The 20,680-nt window shown below is 56.7% G+C and carries 18 protein-coding genes and 1 other RNA gene; 7 read left to right on the top strand and 12 right to left on the bottom strand.

Features of this window, described 5'->3' with window-relative positions; translation table 11 throughout:
• Positions 1-295 precede the first annotated feature (295 nt).
• From FO268_RS10105 to dnaX, 10 genes are all read right to left on the bottom strand, one after another.
• Complete coding sequence (locus tag FO268_RS10105) at positions 296-1,474, bottom strand: vWA domain-containing protein (RefSeq protein ID WP_150992533.1); 1,179 nt, start codon at positions 1,472-1,474, stop codon at positions 296-298.
• Between the two features lie 22 nt (positions 1,475-1,496).
• Positions 1,497-2,339: an AAA family ATPase gene (locus tag FO268_RS10100; protein ID WP_150992531.1), complete on the bottom strand. Its 843-nt coding sequence runs from the start codon at positions 2,337-2,339 to the stop codon at positions 1,497-1,499.
• Between the two features lie 91 nt (positions 2,340-2,430).
• On the bottom strand, positions 2,431-4,437 hold the full coding sequence (locus tag FO268_RS10095) for a vWA domain-containing protein (protein ID WP_150992529.1): 2,007 nt from the start codon (positions 4,435-4,437) through the stop codon (positions 2,431-2,433).
• 3 nt (positions 4,438-4,440) lie between these two features.
• Positions 4,441-4,785: a hypothetical protein gene (locus tag FO268_RS10090; RefSeq protein WP_150992527.1), complete on the bottom strand. Its 345-nt coding sequence runs from the start codon at positions 4,783-4,785 to the stop codon at positions 4,441-4,443.
• Positions 4,785-5,231, bottom strand: a complete 447-nt coding sequence (locus FO268_RS10085; RefSeq protein ID WP_150992525.1) for a YcgN family cysteine cluster protein — start codon at positions 5,229-5,231, stop codon at positions 4,785-4,787. Before FO268_RS10085 ends, FO268_RS10090 begins: the two co-directional genes overlap by 1 nt.
• Positions 5,228-5,521, bottom strand: coding sequence for a YcgL domain-containing protein (locus FO268_RS10080; protein WP_150992523.1), 294 nt, complete (start codon positions 5,519-5,521; stop codon positions 5,228-5,230). Before FO268_RS10080 ends, FO268_RS10085 begins: the two co-directional genes overlap by 4 nt.
• Positions 5,518-6,666 (bottom strand): ribonuclease D, encoded by a 1,149-nt coding sequence (locus FO268_RS10075; protein ID WP_150992521.1) that lies wholly within the window; start codon positions 6,664-6,666, stop codon positions 5,518-5,520. The genes FO268_RS10080 and FO268_RS10075 overlap by 4 nt, the downstream gene beginning before the upstream one ends.
• 19 nt (positions 6,667-6,685) lie before the next feature.
• A complete protein-coding gene (gene recR / locus FO268_RS10070) occupies positions 6,686-7,288 on the bottom strand; it encodes a recombination mediator RecR (RefSeq protein ID WP_150992519.1) in 603 nt (200 codons plus the stop codon).
• 12 nt (positions 7,289-7,300) lie between these two features.
• Positions 7,301-7,624 (bottom strand): YbaB/EbfC family nucleoid-associated protein, encoded by a 324-nt coding sequence (locus FO268_RS10065; RefSeq protein ID WP_150992517.1) that lies wholly within the window; start codon positions 7,622-7,624, stop codon positions 7,301-7,303.
• Positions 7,625-7,657: 33 nt separating this feature from the next.
• The gene (dnaX, locus tag FO268_RS10060) at positions 7,658-9,589 is read right to left on the bottom strand and encodes a DNA polymerase III subunit gamma/tau (RefSeq protein ID WP_150993319.1); all 1,932 of its coding nucleotides are present in this window, start codon (positions 9,587-9,589) and stop codon (positions 7,658-7,660) included.
• Positions 9,590-9,779: 190 nt separating this feature from the next.
• Here dnaX and FO268_RS10055 point away from each other — a divergent pair, with 190 nt between their 5' ends.
• The gene (locus tag FO268_RS10055) at positions 9,780-10,499 is read left to right on the top strand and encodes a hypothetical protein (RefSeq protein ID WP_150992514.1); all 720 of its coding nucleotides are present in this window, start codon (positions 9,780-9,782) and stop codon (positions 10,497-10,499) included.
• A gap of 83 nt (positions 10,500-10,582) precedes the next feature.
• On the opposite strand, the gene ffs is transcribed toward FO268_RS10055, so the two are convergent.
• Positions 10,583-10,679: signal recognition particle sRNA small type (gene ffs, locus FO268_RS10050), an RNA gene on the bottom strand.
• Between the two features lie 87 nt (positions 10,680-10,766).
• Complete coding sequence (locus FO268_RS10045) at positions 10,767-11,447, bottom strand: 2OG-Fe(II) oxygenase (protein ID WP_150992512.1); 681 nt, start codon at positions 11,445-11,447, stop codon at positions 10,767-10,769.
• A 143-nt stretch (positions 11,448-11,590) separates the two neighbouring features.
• On the opposite strand from FO268_RS10045, the gene FO268_RS10040 reads away from it, so the two are divergent.
• The 6 genes from FO268_RS10040 to FO268_RS10015 all read left to right on the top strand — a co-directional run bounded on the left by FO268_RS10040 (position 11,591) and on the right by FO268_RS10015 (position 20,678).
• Complete coding sequence (locus FO268_RS10040; RefSeq protein ID WP_449806511.1) at positions 11,591-12,484, top strand: D-hexose-6-phosphate mutarotase; 894 nt, start codon at positions 11,591-11,593, stop codon at positions 12,482-12,484.
• Between the two features lie 17 nt (positions 12,485-12,501).
• Positions 12,502-13,317 carry a lysophospholipid acyltransferase family protein gene (locus FO268_RS10035; protein ID WP_150992508.1) on the top strand — a complete coding sequence of 272 codons (816 nt, stop codon included), beginning with the start codon at positions 12,502-12,504 and terminating at the stop codon, positions 13,315-13,317.
• A complete protein-coding gene (locus FO268_RS10030) occupies positions 13,317-14,264 on the top strand; it encodes an SDR family oxidoreductase (RefSeq protein WP_150992506.1) in 948 nt (315 codons plus the stop codon). The genes FO268_RS10035 and FO268_RS10030 overlap by 1 nt, the downstream gene beginning before the upstream one ends.
• A gap of 29 nt (positions 14,265-14,293) precedes the next feature.
• Complete coding sequence (gene prsK / locus FO268_RS10025) at positions 14,294-16,432, top strand: XrtA/PEP-CTERM system histidine kinase PrsK (protein ID WP_150992504.1); 2,139 nt, start codon at positions 14,294-14,296, stop codon at positions 16,430-16,432.
• Between the two features lie 120 nt (positions 16,433-16,552).
• Positions 16,553-17,926, top strand: coding sequence for a PEP-CTERM-box response regulator transcription factor (gene prsR, locus FO268_RS10020; protein ID WP_150992502.1), 1,374 nt, complete (start codon positions 16,553-16,555; stop codon positions 17,924-17,926).
• Between the two features lie 52 nt (positions 17,927-17,978).
• The gene (locus FO268_RS10015; protein ID WP_150992499.1) at positions 17,979-20,678 is read left to right on the top strand and encodes a tetratricopeptide repeat protein; all 2,700 of its coding nucleotides are present in this window, start codon (positions 17,979-17,981) and stop codon (positions 20,676-20,678) included.
• Positions 20,679-20,680 lie beyond the last annotated feature (2 nt).

Raw genomic sequence — 20,680 nt, 5'->3', positions numbered from 1 at the left:
GCCTCCAGCAATGTTCCGTAACAAACTGGCAGAAAGAGTAACACTTGGTAACAGGCAAGAACGGTATCCAGATCACCAATTGGAAAGTCGAAAGCGTCGGTTTTTTTGACAAGGGCAAAACAGAGAGGAGTGTCACGTTACGTCGGATCGCCGAGAAAAACGCTAACCTATTGATTGTTAGGGTCTAAATTTACATGGCCCCGGACTTGCAGGGAGAGAAGTGCGGGGAAGCTATTTTAGCCACCCCGTTTGATATGCCGAGCTTAGCCGATGCTCTCAACCGCATCGGCTTTTTTTATTTGCTCAACTGCCTCATGGCCGATTCCAGGCCTTCAATCGTGAGTGGGTACATGTGGTCATTCACCAGCTGCCGGGTCATACCCAGTGAACCACCCTGCCCCCAGTAACTCTCCGGAAGCGGATTAATCCACACCACCTTGCGGAAATGATCAGTAATGCGCTGGAACCATGTCGCCCCGGCTTCTTCGTTCCAGTGTTCTATGGAACCGCCAGGGTGTGAAATCTCATAGGGGGCCATGGTGGCATCACCCACAAAGATCACCTTGTAGTCCGGGGTGTACTTGTGAAGGATGTCCCAGGTGCTGGTGGTTTCGTTCATCCGGCGAATGTTGTTCTTCCACACACTCTCATAGACGAAGTTGTGGAAGTAGAAGTATTCCATGTGCTTGAACTCCATCCGGGCGGCGGAGAAAAGCTCTTCGCACACCCGCACGTGAGGGTCCATGGAACCACCGACATCGAAGAAAATCAGCACCTTCACCGCATTGTGCCGTTCCGGAACCATTTTCAGGTCCAGGTAACCAGCGTTTCGGGCTGTGGAGCGAATGGTGTCATCCATGTCCAGCTGGTCGGCAGCACCCTGGCGAGCAAATTTCCGCAACCGGCGCATGGCCACTTTGATATTGCGGATGCCCAGGGTAATGCTGTCGTCCAGATCCTTGAACTCACGCTTCTCCCAAACCTTCACAGCCCGGCCATGACGGCCCTTGTTCTGGCCAATACGGAAGCCTTCGGGGTTGTAACCATTGGCACCAAAAGGAGAAGTACCACCGGTACCAATCCACTTGTTGCCACCCTGGTGACGTTCCTTCTGTTCTTCCATACGCTTCTTGAAGGTTTCAATCAGCTCTTCCAGGCCCCCCAGGGAATCGATCTTTGCCTTATCTTCCTCAGACAACTGCTTTTCGAATTCCGCCCGTAACCAGTCGTCCGGAATCAGTGCTTCCATCAGGTCATCGAGGTTTTCAATACCCTCGAAATAGGCCTGAAAGGCACGGTCGAACTTGTCGAAATGGCGCTCATCCTTGACCAGGCACACCCGCGCCAGATAGTAGAATTCCTCCATGTTGGCAAAGGCCAGCCGGTTCTGCAGGGCTTCCAGCAGATCGAGGAATTCACGCAGGCTGGCGGGTACCTTTGCGCGCCGGACTTCGAGAAAAAAATCAATCAACATACAGTGCTGCTCTTGCCGGATTTCAGCCGCGACGACGGGCCATGAAGGCCAGTTTCTGCAACAGGTGGACATCCTGCTCGTTCTTCACCAGGGCGCCATACAATGGCGGCAAGGCGGAACTGGTATCCTTTTCCTGCAACATTTTGGCAGACAATTCGTCCGCCATCAGCAATTTCAGCCAGTCGATCAGTTCAGAGGTAGAAGGTTTCTTCTTAAGGCCCGGCACCTTGCGTACATCGAAGAATACTTCCAGTGCATCCCGCACCACCTGCTGCTGCAGGCCCGGGAAGTGCACGTCCACAATGCTCTTCATGGTGTCGTGGTCCGGGAAGCTGATGTAATGGAAGAAGCAGCGGCGCAGAAAGGCGTCCGGCAGCTCTTTCTCGTTGTTACTGGTAATAACAATGATGGGGCGGTGTTTCGCGCGCACGAGCTTTTGTGTCTCGTAGACAAAGAACTCCATGCGGTCCAGTTCCAGCAGCAGGTCATTCGGGAACTCGATATCCGCCTTGTCGATCTCGTCAATCAGCAGGACAACCTGTTCCTCAGACTCGAAAGCTTCCCAGAGCTTGCCCTTGACGATGTAGTTGCTGATGTCCTTGACCTTCTCGTCACCGAGTTGGGAATCCCGCAGGCGCGAGACTGCATCGTATTCGTAGAGACCCTGCTGGGCCTTGGTGGTGGACTTGATGTGCCAGGGAATCAGGCGCATGCCCAGCGCCGCGGCCATTTCCTCGGCCAGCAGGGTTTTACCGGTGCCGGGCTCACCCTTGATCAGTAACGGCCGCTGCAGCGTGATAGCCGCATTCACCGCCATTTGCAGGTCGTCAGTGGCTACGTATTTCTCGGTACCGGTAAACTTCATGCTGTCAATATCCTGTTCAATTAACGATTAAACGACTGTTTGAAATAAGCACTCAAGTATAAAGAACCGAAGCCCGTCTGATAAGGGTCGGTTACTTTTTCCCGTTGTCAGGCTCCTCGTCGTCGTCAAGGAGCCCCTTTTCATCCGTATCCGGCAGATCGTCAAATTCAGATAGATCGAAATCCTCCAACCCGAACTCGTCGTCCTCTTCGTCCTCAGGAAGCTCATCTTCGCTTTTTTGCTCTGGCTCCGGCTCCGGCTCCGGCTCCGGCTCTGGCTCCGGCTCTGGTTCCTCAACTTCGGCATCAGCGACAGGAATCCCGTCTTCTGGCACTTCCTCTACTGGTTCCGGTTCTGGCTCTGATTCAGGCTCAGGTTCGGGCTCAGCCACAGCGACGGGAATCTCCTCCTCGACTTCCGGATGCTCTTCACCTCTCGCTTCTTCACCTTCCTCCTCTTCACCCTGCTCTTCCGCTGCTATCACAGGCGGCTCTTCCGTGGCCTCAGATTTTTTTCGGCGCATCACCAGGAACGCCACCCCGGCAATGACCAGTATGCCCAGCCCGCCAGCGGCCGCTATTATCCAGAGCGGCAGCCCTGCGGAATCTTCGGGCTCGACAACAGGCTGACTTTCAGCTTCTTCGACCTGGCTGATATCAATCGGGCTCTCCCCGACGGCGGGCTCTTCCGCCACCTCGGGTTCCGGCTCGGGCTCGGGCTCTGGAGCAGGCTCAGGTTCCGGTTGCGGCGCTGGTCCGGGGGCTGCTTCAGGCGACGTATCGGCAGGCTGGGTCGTACCCGGTGCTTCCTCACCCTCAGGCAAGACAAAACGGGTCACAGCGCTGAACCTTCGTGAGAACGTCTGGCCATCGGCCACGATATCTATCTCGTACTCACCTTCATCCGGCAGCCGCGCGATATCGTCGGTGTAAACGCCATCCTCGGGGGGCTCATCTCCTGAAAGCGTCTTGGTGCCACTGCGGTCATCGTCCGACGTCAGCGTCAGCCGAACGTCAATCACACCGAGGAAATCCGGATTATCGATTTTCTTGTCGTCTTCGAAGAAGGCGATACGAACGGCTATCGGCTCACTGGCAGTGAACGTAGGCGGTACCGGGCTCACCACCATTCGCAAATCACTGACAACCGTCACCCGGCTGCCTTCGCCCAGCTCCCCGTTAATCCGCCACTTTCCCGCTGCCGGGGCGGTAACGGTAATGAGGTCGTATTCGGTTTCCCTTACCCACCGCGTATTGTCGGCTACTGAATCAGCTGTCGCTTCTTCCCCACCCGGGCTGACCAGTCCGAGTTCGCGGGTCGCGGCTGGTTCCTCGTCCGCGCGAAAAATCAGTGCAGTAAATTCCTCAACGCCTTCGTCCACCGTAAAACCGTTCCCTTCGATGGGAATCTGCTGTTGTGGAACCGCCGTGTTCAGCGCTTTCAGGAATGCCCGGGTCAACGCTTCCGCTGAGCGCGCGAGGGAATAGCTGCCTCCGGTTTCTGCCGCAAGAGTTTCAAGCAATTCCAGATCCGCTTCGTCTGACAGCGCAACGGTATGGATGGTGGCGCCACGCCCCTGCAGGTCATCCAGCAGCGAGCCAAGAATACGTTCCCGCTCCTTTTCATTGGCGTCAGCATCGTCGGCAATATCCACCTTGCCGTCGGTGAGAAGGATAAAATCAGTATTGTCGAGTTCACCACTGCCGGCCAGGTAACGATCGCTGGCCACGCGCAGGGCCTCACCGAGATTGGTTCTCAGGGCAACGGAATTGATCTGCCCGGACCGCTCGACGGCTTGCGCCCGCCAACCATCGTTGACCTCGCCATGGGGGACCAGCATGTTGACGTATTGCCCAAAGGTCCACACCCCGGCGCTGGCCCCTTCTGGCAACATCCGGGCCAGCAGCCGCACGGCGGGCTGGCGCAGATTGTCGGGGTCGTTGGCTTTCATCGAACCGGAAATATCCACGATAATGCGGATATCGGCGTTGGCAGGCAGCTCGAGAACAGGCGCCTGTTGAGAGGATGCCTGCTGGGCGGATACCGCGAAAGGCAGACTGACTAAGACGACAAACAGACAGTTGAGTAGTCTTCGCATGGCTTAGCGTTTCACCAGCCGGTATCTGACCAGATCAAGGATCCACACCAGCAACATGGCCACAGAGGCCATGCCAAAGTTCAGGATGGCACGACCAGCCTCACTGGCATCGCCCAGAATGGTTTCGTAGCCACCATACAACCAGGCCGGTATCCACCAGTTGGCTACCTCCGCGGACTCCACTGGCGTCAGGAAGACAACGACCAAAGCAGCCTGCAGTAGCGTGCGGATTGCATAAAGGGGGATGATACGGAACAGCCGCGCCATCATGTAAAAGAAAACCACAAAAGCAACGGCGTAAAGGGCCCAGAAAATTCCGTAAGCGAGGTTCGTTTCAGCGTCTATCATTAAAGCATCCAGTGAATAATGTGTTCTTCCCAGTCTTGCTCTGCTACGTCGGCTTCCGACATCACCCGGTGACGCACCGACACTCCGGCCTCATGCACCGACTGTGGATCGCCGGAGCGCAGCGGGTGCCAGTCCGCCAGCGGCCGACCCTCCGCAAGTGTACGATACGCGCAGGTAAATGGCAGCCAGTGGTAATCGCCGAGTGAGTCCGGGGTCAATACGGTGCAAGCCGGCACTTTCTGCAAGCGCTCGGAATAGACCGTGCACTGGCAGGTGTTCTGGTCCATGTAACGGCAGGCCAGATCGGTATAGTAAACGTCACCGGTGTCTTCATCTTCCAGCTTGGCCAGACAGCATTTGCCGCAACCATCGCAAAGCGATTCCCATTCTGACGAAGTCATCTCGTCCAGACGCTTGCGCTGCCAGAACGGAATCTCTGCAATCATTCCCGGGTCTGCTCCGGCTTGCGGCGGAAGTCCACTACATAACCGCTGTTCTCTTCCGGCATCTGCAGGAAGAAATCCTTGTCGGCAATGGCATCGAGCACCTGCTTTCCAGAGGTGCGCGCCAGTTTCCTCTCAGGCGTTATGATCAGATCCATGGCGTGTACCGGAGTGCCAAAAATTTCCCTCAGGCTGTCCGGCAACTCATGCCAGGCCTGCCCCCGGCGAACATAAAGGTAGGTGTCCACTTTTTTGCTGCTGCGAAACACCGATATAAAGGTTTTTCCGGTCATGATGTCAGTAATTCCTCGATTTGTTCCCGCACCGGCGCAAGGATCTCTTTGCGCCAGCCTTCATCAAACAGCCCGACAGACAGATCCTTCTGATTTACTACGGCCTCAAGGCGCTTGCGTGGTGCCAGCAACTCTACCGGAACATCCCGTGCCTCAGCCGCCTGGATCATATGGCGCTTGACCTGTTTGTAGAACATTTGCTGCTCCCGGCTCAGTGGCGGGGCGATGGTTTCGATGCCGGAGTTATCAGCGGAGGCAGCATCAGTAACCAATTCAATGATTTTATCACCATAACGACGGACAACCGCAGACGGAACACCCTGTACCGACGATAGTTCCCGCACCGACGTCGGCAGCTTCTGGGCAATGGCGATCAATAATGGATCAGCAACAACGCGGCCCCTGGGGCGGTCGCGGTGCCGTGATTCGCCTTCGCGCCAGCGTACCAGATTCCGCAATACTCCCTGTTGCTGGCGACTCAGGGCCCATCCGCCCCGCAATTTGAGATAATGATTGTCGGGGTCATCCTGGGCCGCAAGCTCTCTGGAGAATCTTGTTGATTCCTCCACCAGTGCATTCTCAAGGCCCCGCTCCCGCAACTTTGACATCACCCAGTGGTACGTGGGCACCAGGAAGCGAACGTCGTCCAGCGCATAACGCTCCTGAGCTTCGGAAAGCGGGCGCGAAACCCAGTCCGAACGGGTGGCCGACTTGTCCAGGGTTTCCCCGAACAGGGTTTCAACCAGCCGCGCGTAACCTACGGAGAACCCTGCTCCGGCCAGTGCAGCGCCAATCTGCAGATCAATGAGGCCTTCCGGCTCCAACTGCAGCCAGTGGCGGAAGAGCTCAAGGTCTTCGCTCATTGCATAGAGCAGCTTGGGCACCTGTGGATTGGTCAGAATCTGGCGGAAACCTTGCGATGCCTCTGCAACGGCAGGGTCTACCAGGCAGAAGTTCTCTCCCATCCCCAACTGGACCAGGCCAGGGATAGGGTAAAAGGTATTCACACGCTCGAATTCGGTATCCAGCGCCAGCGGCTCGCCCTCGCCATCGGCAATCCAGCGGTCCAGGTCCTTCGGCTCCCGGATCCAGGTAACAGTCTCGGGAACCGCGGGAACAGGTGCGGCCGGGTGGGTTGTGTCCATAGTAAAAACCAGGTCAGGGTTAGTCAGTCAGGGGTTTGCGGCCACGGAAGGCGTGAGTCAGGGTAAACCCATCCACATACCCCAGCTCTCCCCCAACGGGAATACCGTGGGCAAGTCGGGTAATGAGAATGTTGCTGCCATCCAGCCTGTCTGCAATGTAGTGGGCCGTGGCTTCACCCTCCACCGTCGGGTTCGTGGCCAGGATCAGTTCGGCCACGCCTTCGTCATGAATACGCCTTAGAAGGCGCTCAATGCCGATTTCCTCTGGGCCAACGCCATCTATGGGAGACAGGTGGCCCATCAGCACGAAGTAACTGCCGCGGTAGTCGCCAGCCTGCTCGATGGCAAGAAGGTCCGAAGGGCTTTCCACCACGCAGAGGGTACCGTTACGGCGCTCGGGGTTCTCGCAAATATTGCAGGTGGGGGTATCGGCAAAGTTCTGGCAACTTTCGCAACGGCGAACGCCCGTCATCGCGCGCTCCAACGCGTCAGAAAGCCGCGAGCCGCCCGATCGTCCACGTTCCAGCAAGTGAAACGCCATTCGCTGGGCTGTTTTCTGACCGACACCAGGCAGACACCGGAGCGACTCTACCAGCTCGTCTACCAACGGACTAAAAGCCATCAGCTATCCTCATCAGAACGGCATTTTGAAGCCCGGAGGCATGCCCATACCGGACATCATGCCGGACATTTTGTCTTTCTGGTTTTCTTCCACACGGCGAACGGCGTCGTTAATGGCCGCTGCCAGAAGATCTTCCAGGATCTCCTTGTCTTCGCTCAGCAGTGAAGGATCGATGTCCACCTTGCGCACATCGTGACGACCGTTCATGGTCACCTTCACCAGACCCGCCCCGGACTCGCCGGTAATCTCGGCTTTGGCAGCCTCTTCCTGGGCCTTCTTCATTTCTTCCTGCATCTGCTGGGCTTTTTTCATCAGGTCGCCCATATTATTCATCATGCTCACCTTCTCCGGAAATGTATCAAGTACGCCTCACACAGGGCGGATACTTTGTTCGACTACCCTTGCCTCGAATCGTTCAACGATCGACTGCACCGCCGGATCGTTGCGAATAGCCTCTTCCGCCGCCTTCTGGCGAGCACGGCGCTGGCGCTCTTCCCACGCCGCCGGAGTTCTGCCCCCGGCATCGCCCTGCTCTACACGCAGGGTTATGGTGTCGCCAAACCGTTTCCTCAATGCCTCGCCAATTTTTTCTTCGTGGCGAGCATTCAGCAAACGGGCATGGCCTTCGTCGATAGTCAGTACGATCTCATCACCATGGCGGCTCATGGCAGCATTACTGGCCAGGTTACCCGGCATGCCGACAATTCCCAGGCTGCGGAAATGCTGTTCCCAGACAAATTCGCCGGATTCAGGCAGGGATTCAACCGGTAGCTCCGCTGGAACTGGAGCTTGCTCTGGCTCAAGTGCAGGCTCCACTACCGGCTCGGGAGTATAGTCGTCTACGCTCTCGGCTTCAGCTGCGGCGGACTCGGCAGTAGCATCAAGGCTTGCTAACCAGGCCTCATCGGCTTCAACTGGAGGGGGGCCGTCAGCCGGATCCTCTGCGACGCCTGCGGGCGCAACTTCCTCGAGCACAGGTGGCTCAGGCGCGGCTTGTTCGAGCACAGGTGGCTCAGGCGCGGCTTGTTCGGCCACTGGCTCTGGTTGCTCGGGTTGAGGCTTTGAAAACTCGGGCTGAGGCTTTGTTAACTCGGGCTGAGGCTCTGACAACTCCGGCTGAGGCCCCGGTGCTTCCGGGCCAGGTTCGGGTTCTTCCCGTGGCTCCTGTCCAGAAGACGAATCACCTGATGCAATCGCCGGCGGCTCCCTACGATCAGCACCTGGCCGGAAGGCCAGCATACGCAGCAGAGTCATCTCAAATCCCATGCGGGCGTCAGGTGTTACCGCCAGGTCTTTGCGGCCCATCAGGGCAGCCTGGTAAAAGAGCTGCGCATCTTCCGCGCTCAGCCTGCGTGCCAGAGACTCAACCTGGGCCGCATCGCCAAGGGCATTATCGACGCTGCCCGGCACCACCTGTTCCATAGTCACCCGGTGGAACAGGGAGAGCAGGTCTGCAAGTATCACGCTGTAATCCGGGGCGAAGTCGGAAATGCGACCGATTTCCGAGAGCAGCGCCGGCCCGTCGTTCTCCACGAGCGCGTTGACCAGCTTCTCGATATCCCTCTGATCAATGGTGCCCAGCATGTTGCTGACATCACTGCCTGAGAGCTTCTGGTTTCCAAAGGCGATGGCCTGGTCAGTGAGGCTCAGCGCATCCCGCATACTGCCATCTGCAGCCCGAGCGAGCAGCCACAGAGCCGGCTCTTCAAAAGGAATGCCTTCCTGTGTCAGTACATGGCGTAGGTGCCCGGCGATATGCTCCGGCGTCATTCGCTTGAGGTTGAACTGCAGGCAGCGGGACAGAACGGTGACGGGGAGCTTCTGCGGATCTGTCGTCGCCAGCAGGAATTTGACGTGCTCTGGCGGCTCTTCCAGTGTCTTCAGAAAGGCGTTGAAAGACTGGTTGGTCAGCATGTGTACCTCGTCAATGAGGTACACCTTGAAGCGGCCGCGGGAGGGCGAGTACTGAACGTTATCTGTCAGCTCCCGCATGTCGTCCACACCAGTGCGGGAGGCGGCATCGATTTCAATCAGATCGACAAAACGGCCTTCCTGGATCTCCTGGCAACTGGAACAGGTACCGCAAGGGGTAGCAGTAACGCCCGTTTCGCAATTCAGACAGCGTGCGAGCAAGCGGCCGATGGTGGTCTTACCCACCCCGCGGGTGCCGGTAAACAGGTAGGCATGGTGCAGCCGCTGGTTGTCCAGGGCGTGAATCAGCGCCTGGAGCACATGCTCCTGGCCGACCATATCTTCGAATGTACGGGGGCGCCACTTACGGGCAAGTACCTGGTAGCTCATGTTCTGCCAACTGCCGTTAAAAATGGGTTTAACCATAGCACGGTCACCGTGCCAGAAGAAGTCGCCAAGTCCCCCCGGGTGCGGCACGGTGAGCTACACTGGCTGTGCCGCAGTGGCTGAAGCTCGACATTTCGTCTTGCAGTTTCTACCTTTGCGGGGAAGTTATCGACCAACAGGGAATTTGTAGTCTATGGCCTCTAAAAACTTACGGATCGTCGTGACCCCCATTCGCGTGACAGCGATGTTGTGCGGGATTTTTCTGGCACTCTTTGTGGCTCACAGCATTGGCCTCTTCATGACCTATGGGCTTGGACACGACTATGTGAAAGGCCTGGTGCCTTTGTTCAACATCGGCCTGGAAGGGAATGTGCCAACGTTTTTCGCCAGTTTACTGCTGTTTTTTAACGGCCTCCTCTTCCTTTTCCTGTGGCAAGTCAGTGGCACCGGGGAAACTGGAAGAAAAACCTGGCTATTGTTATCAGTCGTGTTTGTGTTTCTATCTTTGGATGAGTTCGCCTCCATTCACGAACTGTTAATCCGGCCTGTGCGGGAAGTGGCGGGCACGGGAGGGCTACTATATTTTGCCTGGGTAATACCCTACGCCTTATTGGTGGTTGTTCTGGGCATCATTGTGGCCCCCACCCTTTGGAGACTAGGTTCTCGTTATCGGATTTTATTCGGGACTTCCGCTGCAATCTTCCTTGGCGGGGCCATTGGGGTCGAGATGCTTGGCGGTAACTATTTTGAGTCACAAGACGGAGAGGCTGATCTAAACTATCGCCTGTTTCAAACTGCAGAAGAGTCGCTGGAGTTTTTTGGTTTGATATTTTTGGTCTATACCTTGCTCGATTTAGTCCGGGCACGGGCGCCTCGAACCCAGATCAATATCGAAGTAAGCACCGCGAGATGAACACCTTCGCCCCAATGCTTTCCAGCAGCATGGATGCTAGGTAAATCTTCAGGTGTGAAACTCGGGAAGGGATTTGGGGGTGACTCCATCAGCGACACTCCGGCACACAAGTCCACCGCTTCGGCTGCTCCCTTCCGGGCCTGACCGGGTTCACGGTTTATCGTTGCGGAGGCACCAATGGAGCCACCATAACGGGCTTAGGGGCGAAAACCCCGAAAGCGGCGCGCATATTAGCAAAAGGGTTCGGGCACTACAATGGTAAACACACTACAATGCCAATGGCACCTCATCGCAACGGAACCAGCAGGCAATGCTGTACCGTGTGCGGTTGGCAGGCAACACCTCGTGAGGTACCTCCTCGCTCATGAATAGCGCCATCCGCCCCTGCTCCGGCACGACAATGCCGCAGATTTCATTCTCGCTCTCACGATTGTAAACCTGCAGAGCCCCGCCATCGGCTTCCTCCCAGTCTTCATTCAGGTACAGCACCAGGCTTACAACCCGCGAGGCCCTGCCCTTAAAGCTGTCCACATGGCGACGATAAAAGTCTCCCTGATGATAGGTGGCGTAGTGAGCCTCAAAACGCCTGAGTCCCAAAAACAGACGCTGATTCAGGCCGAGCCGAACGGCGTCAAAAAACTCAAACAGTTCCGCCTGCACCGGGGTCATGCCCTGGAGCCAGGCAATCTTGTCCCGGCGTACGGACCGGTCCCGGAGCAGGTCAGCGCCGCGCCCCACACCGGCCCCCCTGAGCGCCTCGGTACGGTCCAGTATCTGAACCTCATTACGCAAACCACTCAACAGACCCGCCCCCAGGCGGCAAGCCACATCCTGGCTCATCCAGCCATTCTCCGTCAGGCCATCGGCAAGCTCATCAAGCCACTGGTCGCTGACGACGGGGGGCGGATCACTTTGAGGAAGTACGGGTGCAACAAACTGGTCATTCATTAAACAGACTCCGGCGGGGATTCGCGATTTTAGGCAGGATTCTCGCCGTAAAGACAGTTTTAATTTACCCTGACCGTAAGCAAATGCCGTAACACCCATAAGCGATCGTGCAGCCACGATATACGCGAGCAATGAGGCACCAAGTGACACTGAAACCCGGGCATTGGTCATTCACCCGCTGGGCAACCGTCGGGCAGCTGGAAGCCATAGAAGTACACCATCCCCAGTTCCGCGCCCGCCTGTTTTTGCAAGGCGCCCACCTAACCCATTTCGCGCCCCGTGATGAACCCGAGTGGCTGTGGCTCAGCGACACCGCCCGCTTTGAACCGGAGCGAGCCATTCGTGGTGGTATTCCGGTATGCTGGCCGTGGTTTGGTGTCCCTGACAAAAATCCGCCGGAAGTGCGACGACGAATACACACTAACGCTTCCCATGGCTTTGCCCGCACCGCCGTATGGAAACTGGAGGATGTGCGCGAAACCGCCCAGGAAGTCGAAATCAGTCTCTCTCTTGATGCGAACGCCGACTTCGCCGATGCATGGCAGGGCCGTGCCCTATTGTTGATGACATTCAACTTCTCAGCCGATGGGTGCCAGCTTGTACTGAGCACGACCAATCCCGGAACAGAGCCGCTCGCTTTCAGCCAGGCGCTCCATACCTACCTGCCTACATCAGATATCCGCCAGACCCGGGTCGAGGGGCTGGAGAACTGTGGCTACGTTGATTCCCTTAAGGACTGGAGTTACCACACACAACAGGGCGCCGTGCAGTTTGATGGTGAAACCGACCGCATTTATGAAAGTGGCAATCCATTGATCGTCGCCACCCCGGCGGGATTTCGCAAACTGACCGCCATCGGCAGCGACTCCACCGTGGTGTGGAATCCCGGGCATGAAAAGGCGGCGCAGTTATCAGACTTCCCGGGTGAGGCCTGGCAGTCCATGCTGTGCGTCGAAACCGCCAATGCTCTCAGTGATTACCGCGTGCTTAATGAAGGCCAAAGCCACACTCTTGGCGTTATGATTGGAAGGGTTTAAAAAAACAGGGAGCCCAAATGGGTCTAGCATCGTTTCTGAAATCAAGGCTGATACCGGCGGACCTGGAAAGCCACATCAATCGTATCCGCAAGCCCATTGGCTCGCTCGGGTATGATCCCTGGGGCTACAACAACGAGGTAATGAAGTACGGCTTCTCACTCACCCGCCAGATCTATGAAAAATATTTCCGGGTGGAAGCGACGGGTGTTGAGAAAATACCAGCCGAGGGCCCTGTACTGATTGTTCCGAACCATAGCGGCCAGTTGCCGGTTGATGGTTTACTGATTGCCTACGCCCTGGCTTCCCGCGAAGAGAAACCACGTATCCCCCGGGCGATGATTGAGCGCTTCTTCCCCACTGTGCCCTACCTTGGCAACCTGCTGAACGAGTTTGGTGCGGTACTGGGCGATCCGACCAATTGTGCAAAAATGCTGGCCAACGGCGAGGCTGTGATTGTTTTCCCCGAAGGAGTTCGGGGCTCCGGCAAGCTGTACCACGACCGTTATCAACTTAAACGGTTCGGTAACGGCTTCATGCATCTTGCAATGAAGTACAACGCGCCTATTGTTCCGGTTGGCGTGGTGGGGTGTGAAGAAACCATTCCGGCCATCGCCGACATCAAGCCCCTGGCCAGGCTGCTGGGCATACCCTACGCCCCTCTTGCCATGCCCGTGGTGCTGCCTGCGAAAGTACACCTGAATTTTGGTGACCCGATGGTGTTTGATGACCGGGAAATCCCGGAAGAACAGGTCACCGAGCGGGTGGAACAGGTGAAAGCGGCAATCAGTGAATTGATAGACACCGGGCTGAGCGAAAGGAAAAGGCTGTTCTGATGGAAGAACAACGCAGACCTCATATTCTGGTCACCGGTGCTGCCGGTGCCCTGGCACAACAAGTGATCGACCGGCTGCGGGAGACCTGTAACCTGGTAGCGGTGGACTTCCGTGAGCAGGTCTATCTGGGCGATGACATTCCCAGCTATTGCATCGACTTTAACAAGCGCTCGTTCGAGGATCTTTTCCGGCGCTACCAGTTCGATGGCATCATCCACCTGGGCCGTATCATGTCCAGCCAGCTCACCCGCATGCGCCGCTACAACGCCAACGTGCTGGGCACCCAGAAATTGCTGGACCTGAGCCACAAATACAACATCAGACGGATGGTGGTTTTATCCACCTTTCATGTCTACGGTGCGGTAGCCTACAACCCGGCATTGATCGACGAAGAAGCGCCACTTAAAAGTGCGGGCCTGAGCGCAGACCTCATCGATTCCGTAGAACTGGAAAACCTCGCCAACATCTACCTGTGGCGCTATCCGGATTTGAACATTACCATTCTGCGCCCCTGCAACATCGTCGGTCCCGGCGTTCGCAATTCCATAAGCACCCTGCTGGGCATGGAACGGGCCCCGGTTCTGGCGGGCTTTTCACCAATGATGCAGTTTATCCATATCGACGATATGGCCGACGCCATCGTGCTTACCTACAACAAGCCCCAGCGCGGCATTTTCAATGTGGCACCTGAAGACTGGGTGGCCTATCAGCACGCCCTGAAACTCTGCGGCTGCAAACGAATTCCCATACCCTCCATTCCGCCAATACTTCCGAAGATCATATTACGGACCCTCAATCTGCGAAGTTTTCCTTCGTATCTGATGCACTTTTTCAAGTATCCTGTCGTGATTGACGGCAGAGCGTTCGCGAGAGAGTTCGGATTCACCCCCAAGCGACCGCTGAAAGAAATATTCCGGTTCTACCGCGAGAACAAAAAACCGGTGTAACTAATGGCGAACAACGCAGGACGCGAGCCATGCTGAACGATTTCAGCCTGATAAGTCATTCCATCGCAGCCATAGCCTATGGGCTGCTGGGGCTGGTTATTGCCACGCGATACCTTCGGCGGGATATCGACCGCTCACTGGTACTGGCCTCTTTCGTTACCCTGATATGGGCCGCCTCCCTGATCGCCCAGAGCCTGTGGGGCGAGCCCGGGTTTTTCATCCGTTATACGCTGGAACTGCTGCGGGACGCAGCCTGGATCACAGTGCTTTTCGCCCTTTTGCGGGATTCCTTCCGGACCGCCAACCTGGTCGGCCGGCTGCGCCGTATCCTCGCCACGGCCACAGTGGCCCTGGTCGTACTGCTGCTAGGCGCCGGGTTATTGGAATACGCCTTCGGGATGACCATTCTCGACGGTAAAACCAAAGTCGTGGGCCAGATCGCCCTCTCCCTGCTCGGCCTCTCCCTGGTGGAACAGATCTGGCGTAACTCGCTGTCATTCGGCCGCTCCAGCATGAAGTATGTGTGCATCGCCGTCGCCACCCTGTTCGCCTTCGACTTTTTCATGTATGCCGACGCCCTGCTGTTTGGCCAGGTGGCTGACTCCTTCTGGAATGCCAGGGGCCTGGTCAATGCTGCGCTGGTACCGCTGTTTGCCGTCAACGTTATCAATACCCGGAAACAGCCGGTGGATTTCCAGCTCTCCCGCTCAGCGGTCTTCCATGCCGGCACCCTGCTCCTGGCCGGGGCCTACCTTCTGTTTCTGGCGTTGGGGGGCTACTACGTAAAAACCCTCGGCGGCGACTGGGGAGAGGCGCTTCAGGTCCTGTTTCTTACGATCGCCCTCGTATTTCTGGCCACTTTGCTGACATCGCGACGGATCAGATCCCGGTTGATGGTATTCATCAGCCAGAACTTCTTCGACTACAAATACGATTACCGGGAAGAGTGGCTGAAGATGACCCGTGAGATGGCGGATCTCAGCGATAACCCCCCACTGCCGGAGCGGGTGATCCGCATCCTCACCAGCCTGGTGGAAAGCAATGCCGGCGCTCTGTGGATCCGGGAAGACCAGGGCGATTATCTTCTCAAAACCGCTGTAAACCTGGTAACGCCGAAATACACAACCATCGACGCCAATTCTGAATTGGTTCGGTTTTTTGGTGAACGTGAGTGGATCATCGATCTGCATGAATACCACAGCGACCCGGTTGCCTATAACCTGCTGGAAATTCCCGACTCAATCTCGAAGATTCCAGACGGATGGCTTGTCATTCCTCTGTATCTCAGCAACGACCTTTACGGTATCGCAATGATCGGCAACCCCTACGCCCGGGTGGAGCTGAACTGGGAAAACTTTGACCTCATCAAGGTTGTCGCCCGGCAAACCTGTAACCTGCTGGCCCAGGCGGATGCCCAGAACCGGCTCTCACGGGCCATGCAGTTCGAAGCGGTCAGCAAGGCTTCCGCTTTTATGGTCCATGACCTGAAAACGCTGATTGCACAACTGTCGTTACTGGTAAAGAATGCCCCCCGGCATCGGGAAAACCCGGCGTTTATTGACGACATGATCAACACCACGGATCACGCTGTTCGCAAAATGTCCAATCTGGTAGACCATATCCGCAAACCGGCGGACGAAACCCTGGAGACCGAAGTGGTGGAACTCCGCGAGGTCATTACTCACCTTGCGGAGCATTATTCCCGCCGCCAGCCAACACCTCGGGTGGCAGGCACTCCCGGAAAGATCTACATCAACGCCGACCGGGACCAACTCTGTAGTATCCTCGGCCACCTGATACAGAATGCCCAGGATGCCACCCCACCGGACGGCGAAATTACCCTGACCCTAAAAACCGCCAGCGGCAGTGTGGTACTGTTTATTCAGGACACAGGAGCAGGTATGACAGAGGACTTCATCCAGAGCCAGCTGTTCAAACCGTTTGAGAGCACCAAGGGGCTGACCGGCATGGGCATCGGTGCCTATCAGGCCCGGGAATACGTGCGCAACGTGGGCGGCAACATAGACGTCACCAGCGAGCCGGATCTGGGTTCCTGTTTTTCTCTCCGCTTTCCTCTCGCCAGGCCCGTTGAGGAAGAGGGGTCGGCCGAAATCGAGCCGGAGTTACCGGGTAGCGACCAGCTCGAGCCACAGAGGAATGCCAAATAATTGACTATTTTTGAATCCGCCCAAGTCTATCGTTGCAAAGTGTCAATGTTCAGTTAAGAATCAAGGGTGAGAGGATTCACTGCAAAACCATCACAATACAGAAAGGGATTTGTAGCCGTTGTGAGTAGACGACTTTTAATAGTAGAGGACGATCCTGGTCTGCAAAGCCAGATGCGCTGGTGTTTCAGCGAGGACCTGGAAGTGAGCGTTGCTGCAGACCGTGAGTCTGCCCTCGCAGCCCTGCGCAGGACTGAACCAGATGTAATCACCCTGGATCTGGGCCTTCCCCCTGATCCAGGCGGAGCGTCGGAAGGTTTTCTGTTACTCGAGGAAATCCTGCGGCTGGCCCCCATGACCAAGATCATCGTGGTAACCGGCCGGGAAGATAAAGAGAACGCCGTCAAAGCCATCGGCATGGGTGCCAGCGATTTCTACCAGAAACCCCTGGATGCCGATATTCTCACATTTGTGGTCAACCGCGCCTTCCGGCTCGCAGAACTCGAACGTGACAACCGTGAACTGGCCCGCCAGCGCAACGGCACCAGCATCAAGGGCATCGTTGCAGCCAGCCCGCAAATGCTCTCCATTTGCCGGACACTGGAAAAAGTCGCTCCCACCGATGTAACCACACTGATTACGGGCGAGACGGGCACCGGCAAAGAACTGCTGGCGCGCGCCCTCCACGACCTGAGCCACCGTGCAGAAAAACCTTTTGCCGCGATCAACTGTGCGGCGATTCCCGAGAACCTCCTGGAAAGCGAACTGTTCGGCTTTGAGAAAGGCTCGTTCACCGGCGCCACTCAGAGCAAAAAAGGCAAGATCGAAAACGCCAACGGCGGCACCCTTTTCCTGGACGAAATCGGTGACATGCCCATGCCTCTGCAAGCCAAACTGCTGAGGTTTCTGCAGGAAAGAATGGTAGACCGGGTGGGCTCGGTGAAACCCGTCGCCGTGGATGTGCGCGTAGTCTGCGCTACCCACCGGGACGTACAGGAGCTCATCACCGAGGGCACCTTCCGTGAAGACCTTTATTACCGCATCAGCGAAATCACTCTCGACGTGCCTGCACTACGCGACCGGGAGGGCGACGCGCTCGTTATCGCGCAGTCGTTGCTGCAATCCCTCGGCAAGCAGATGGACCGCCCCAACCTGGCCTTCACCGAAGATGCCATCAAGGCCATCAAGAGCTACCCCTGGCCTGGCAACGTGCGGGAAATGATCAACAAGGTGAAGCGGGCCACCATCATGGCGGACGGCAAGCGGGTGACCGCCGCCGACTTGCAGCTGAACTGCGACCTGGATGCCCCCGAAAGCCAGCTGAACCTGCGGCAGGTGCGTGAAAATGCCGAAAGAGCAGCCATTATCCAGGCACTTCAGTCCTGCAACTTCAATATGGCGCAGGCCTCACGCCTGCTGGGTATTACCCGGCCAACGCTTTACAACCTGACCGACAAATATCGGATAGAAACATCCTCCGAGTCTTCGAGTGCCTGAGTAACAGGCAGGGAATCCATAACAACACCCGAAAAAGGAAAGGAACAGGGCCATGAAACCAGTATTAGCAGTACGTGCCACCCTACTTTCAGTTGCCATCTCGCTGACCCTTGCAGGTTGCGGCGGCGACAGCGATGAAATGAGCCAGGAAGAAATCCAGTACATGAGTCATCTGGACCAGTCCCGGTTCTTCCAGCGCCAGGGTGAGCTAAAGGCCAGCACGCTGGAGGCGCGTAATGCCATTGAATTGCAGCCAGAGCAACTCGACCCCTATTTTCTGATTATTGACAACCTGCTGAAGGCCGGCGATGCGATCAATGCGGAAAGACAACTCGCCTGGGTCCTGGAGCAGATCCCAGAGGAGAACCTCAATTCCGAGGTAGAAAACCGGGCCAACCTCATGTACGCCGAAGCATACCTGATGCGGAACCAGCATGAGCAGGCACTGGCGGCGCTCGACAGGATCACCTCTCCAGACCGGTCGCTAGAGACAGAGGCGACTCTGCTCAGGGGCGAAACCTACCTGGCATCAGAGCAACTCGATGAAGCCAGCGCGGCCTTTGAAGAAGCCAGAACCGTTGACTCAGGCGCGGTTGAGGCGGTGGTCGGCCTTTCTAAAGTGGCTTTCGCCCGGGAGGAAAAGGAAAAAGCCGCAGAGCTCGTCGCTGAGGCAGAAGAGATAGACGGTGAGGATACCGAACTCTGGCTATGGAAGGCCCAGATGGCTCACGCGGAGAAAGACTGGCAGAAGGCAGAAGACGCCTACATCAGAGCGCTTGAGGATATTGGCCAGTACGATGTCATGACCCAGCGGAAATACGCCACTATCTCCGCCCTTATCCGCGTATTGAGAGCCCAGGGAAAACAGGCTGAAGCGTTTGTCTATGAAGAAATACTGGCCAAGTCTGCACCCGGCACCATCAAAAGTAACCTGATGGCCGCCCAGGACGCGATGGAAGAAGGCGACCTCACCAACGCAGCACGTTACCTTGAGGAAGTTCGTGCCCAAGCACCCGGTCATGAGCAATCCGCCTTGATGCTGGGCCTGGTGCGTTTCCGGCAGGGGCGTGTCGAGGAAGCCGAGAAGCTACTGGCACCGGTTGCCGAAATGGGCGAATCGGAGGTTGCCGGTAAACTGTTGGCAGCCACCCGGTTACAAATGCGCAATCCGCAAGGCGCGCAAGACATACTCGATAAACTCGAAGGCAAAGACTCCGACCCCGAAACTCTGGCTCTCGTCGCAATAGCATCACTTGCCAGCGGTGACACCGAGGCCGGTGAGGCCTTGATGGAGAAAGCACTGGAACTCAACCCCGACAACCACCAATTGCGGTTGCGATATGCAAACTATTTGAGTCGTAAGGGAGAGCATGAACGAGCCATAGACCTGGCAAGGCAGGTGGTAAACAAGGCGCCTGAGATGGACCAGGCGCGGAACCTTCTGATTCAGGCCCAGGCTCGCTCCGGGGATGTTGCGGCAGCCACCACTACGGCATCAGAGTGGATCAAAGAAGATCCTGACAGTGTCGCAGCCCTGCTGACTCGTGGAAACCTGTCAGCCAGCCAGGACAGAATGGAGGAAGCACGGGACTATTTCACGCAAGCGAGCAATAAGGATGCCGGTGCCCCGGGCCCGGTTCTCGCATTGGGCCGATTAGCTCTGAGCCAGGACAATAAAGCCGAGGCGCAAAGGCACTTCCGTAAAGCCGTGGAACTCGCCCCCGATAGTCGCGAGGCCCTTCAGGGACTCACCGCAGTTCTGGAGCAGGACGAAACCGAGCGTTTCATGAGACAGGTTCTGGAGCAGAATCCTGATGCCACCGGGCCACGTCTCGTCCTGCTGGAACTGGCGCTGCGCCAGGGTAATAGCCAGGAAGCGGATGACCTTACAGCCACTCTGTTGGAGCGAAAAGAAGAGAATACGCCATCACGGGCAGCGCCTCTGGTGGCAAGTATCTACAACACTATCGCGGCGAGCCTGCGAGAGGCAGGAGAGACTGACCGCGCTTCGGCGGTTCTCAACCGCGCCAGAGCCCTTTTCCCTGATAGCGAAGAAATTTCCCTACAGGCAGCCCAACAAGCCTTTAGCGCGGAAAACGAAGATGAAGCTCGGAGCATTCTCCAGGAAGCGAAACAACAACATCCGGATTCTCCAAGGCCGTATCTGCTAGAGGCGCGTTACTTTGAAAGCGAGGGGCAATACCAACAGGCGGCCGAGTTCTATCAACTGGCTATGGACAAACAGTCCACCGCACGCATCGTCAATGCCTATGCTGCAGTCTTGCAGGGCGCAGGTCGTGAAGAGGAAGCGCTTTCACTGCTTGAGTCCGGCATTGAGACCTACCCTGATAGCTTGCAGTTGCGCCTGAGACTCGCACTGCTTCAGCAGTCTGAGGGCGAGAAGGATAAAGCCAAAGCCAATTACGAGAAAATACTCGATTCCATGCCCGAGAATACCGTTGTGCTGAACAACCTGGCCTGGCTATATCACGAGGCAGGGGATGAGCGAGCTGTCTCCATGGCCAAAAAAGCCTATGATCTTGCGCCAGAAAGCGCCGCTATAGTGGACACTTATGGGTGGATCATGCTGAAAGCCGGTAACCATCAAGAAAGTCTGCCTATCCTGCAAAAAGCCCACGAGCTTCAACCCGACTCAGAGGAAATCGCTCTGCACCTCGCAGAAGCATACCGCGCTGCTGGCCGGAATGCTGAAGCAAAAGAAATTCTGGAAAAATTTGGTGATCAGGGCTGATG

The organism is Marinobacter denitrificans (assembly GCF_008795955.1).
Lineage (GTDB): Bacteria > Pseudomonadota > Gammaproteobacteria > Pseudomonadales > Oleiphilaceae > Marinobacter > Marinobacter denitrificans.
Note: the sequence above shows the minus strand (reverse complement) of the source record. Positions and strands in the feature narration are given on the sequence as shown.

Coding starts and splice junctions, on each gene's coding strand:
- recR (WP_150992519.1), bottom strand. CDS start 7,288: ATGGCTTTTAGTCCGTTGGTAGACGAGCTGGTAGAGTCGCTCCGGTGT.
- FO268_RS10045 (WP_150992512.1), bottom strand. CDS start 11,447: ATGAATGACCAGTTTGTTGCACCCGTACTTCCTCAAAGTGATCCGCCC.
- FO268_RS10030 (WP_150992506.1), top strand. CDS start 13,317: ATGGAAGAACAACGCAGACCTCATATTCTGGTCACCGGTGCTGCCGGT.
- FO268_RS10085 (WP_150992525.1), bottom strand. CDS start 5,231: ATGATTGCAGAGATTCCGTTCTGGCAGCGCAAGCGTCTGGACGAGATG.
- FO268_RS10080 (WP_150992523.1), bottom strand. CDS start 5,521: ATGACCGGAAAAACCTTTATATCGGTGTTTCGCAGCAGCAAAAAAGTG.
- dnaX (WP_150993319.1), bottom strand. CDS start 9,589: ATGAGCTACCAGGTACTTGCCCGTAAGTGGCGCCCCCGTACATTCGAA.
- FO268_RS10075 (WP_150992521.1), bottom strand. CDS start 6,666: ATGGACACAACCCACCCGGCCGCACCTGTTCCCGCGGTTCCCGAGACT.
- FO268_RS10035 (WP_150992508.1), top strand. CDS start 12,502: ATGGGTCTAGCATCGTTTCTGAAATCAAGGCTGATACCGGCGGACCTG.
- FO268_RS10055 (WP_150992514.1), top strand. CDS start 9,780: ATGGCCTCTAAAAACTTACGGATCGTCGTGACCCCCATTCGCGTGACA.
- FO268_RS10105 (WP_150992533.1), bottom strand. CDS start 1,474: ATGTTGATTGATTTTTTTCTCGAAGTCCGGCGCGCAAAGGTACCCGCC.
- FO268_RS10100 (WP_150992531.1), bottom strand. CDS start 2,339: ATGAAGTTTACCGGTACCGAGAAATACGTAGCCACTGACGACCTGCAA.
- FO268_RS10015 (WP_150992499.1), top strand. CDS start 17,979: ATGAAACCAGTATTAGCAGTACGTGCCACCCTACTTTCAGTTGCCATC.
- FO268_RS10065 (WP_150992517.1), bottom strand. CDS start 7,624: ATGATGAATAATATGGGCGACCTGATGAAAAAAGCCCAGCAGATGCAG.
- FO268_RS10095 (WP_150992529.1), bottom strand. CDS start 4,437: ATGCGAAGACTACTCAACTGTCTGTTTGTCGTCTTAGTCAGTCTGCCT.
- prsK (WP_150992504.1), top strand. CDS start 14,294: ATGCTGAACGATTTCAGCCTGATAAGTCATTCCATCGCAGCCATAGCC.
- FO268_RS10090 (WP_150992527.1), bottom strand. CDS start 4,785: ATGATAGACGCTGAAACGAACCTCGCTTACGGAATTTTCTGGGCCCTT.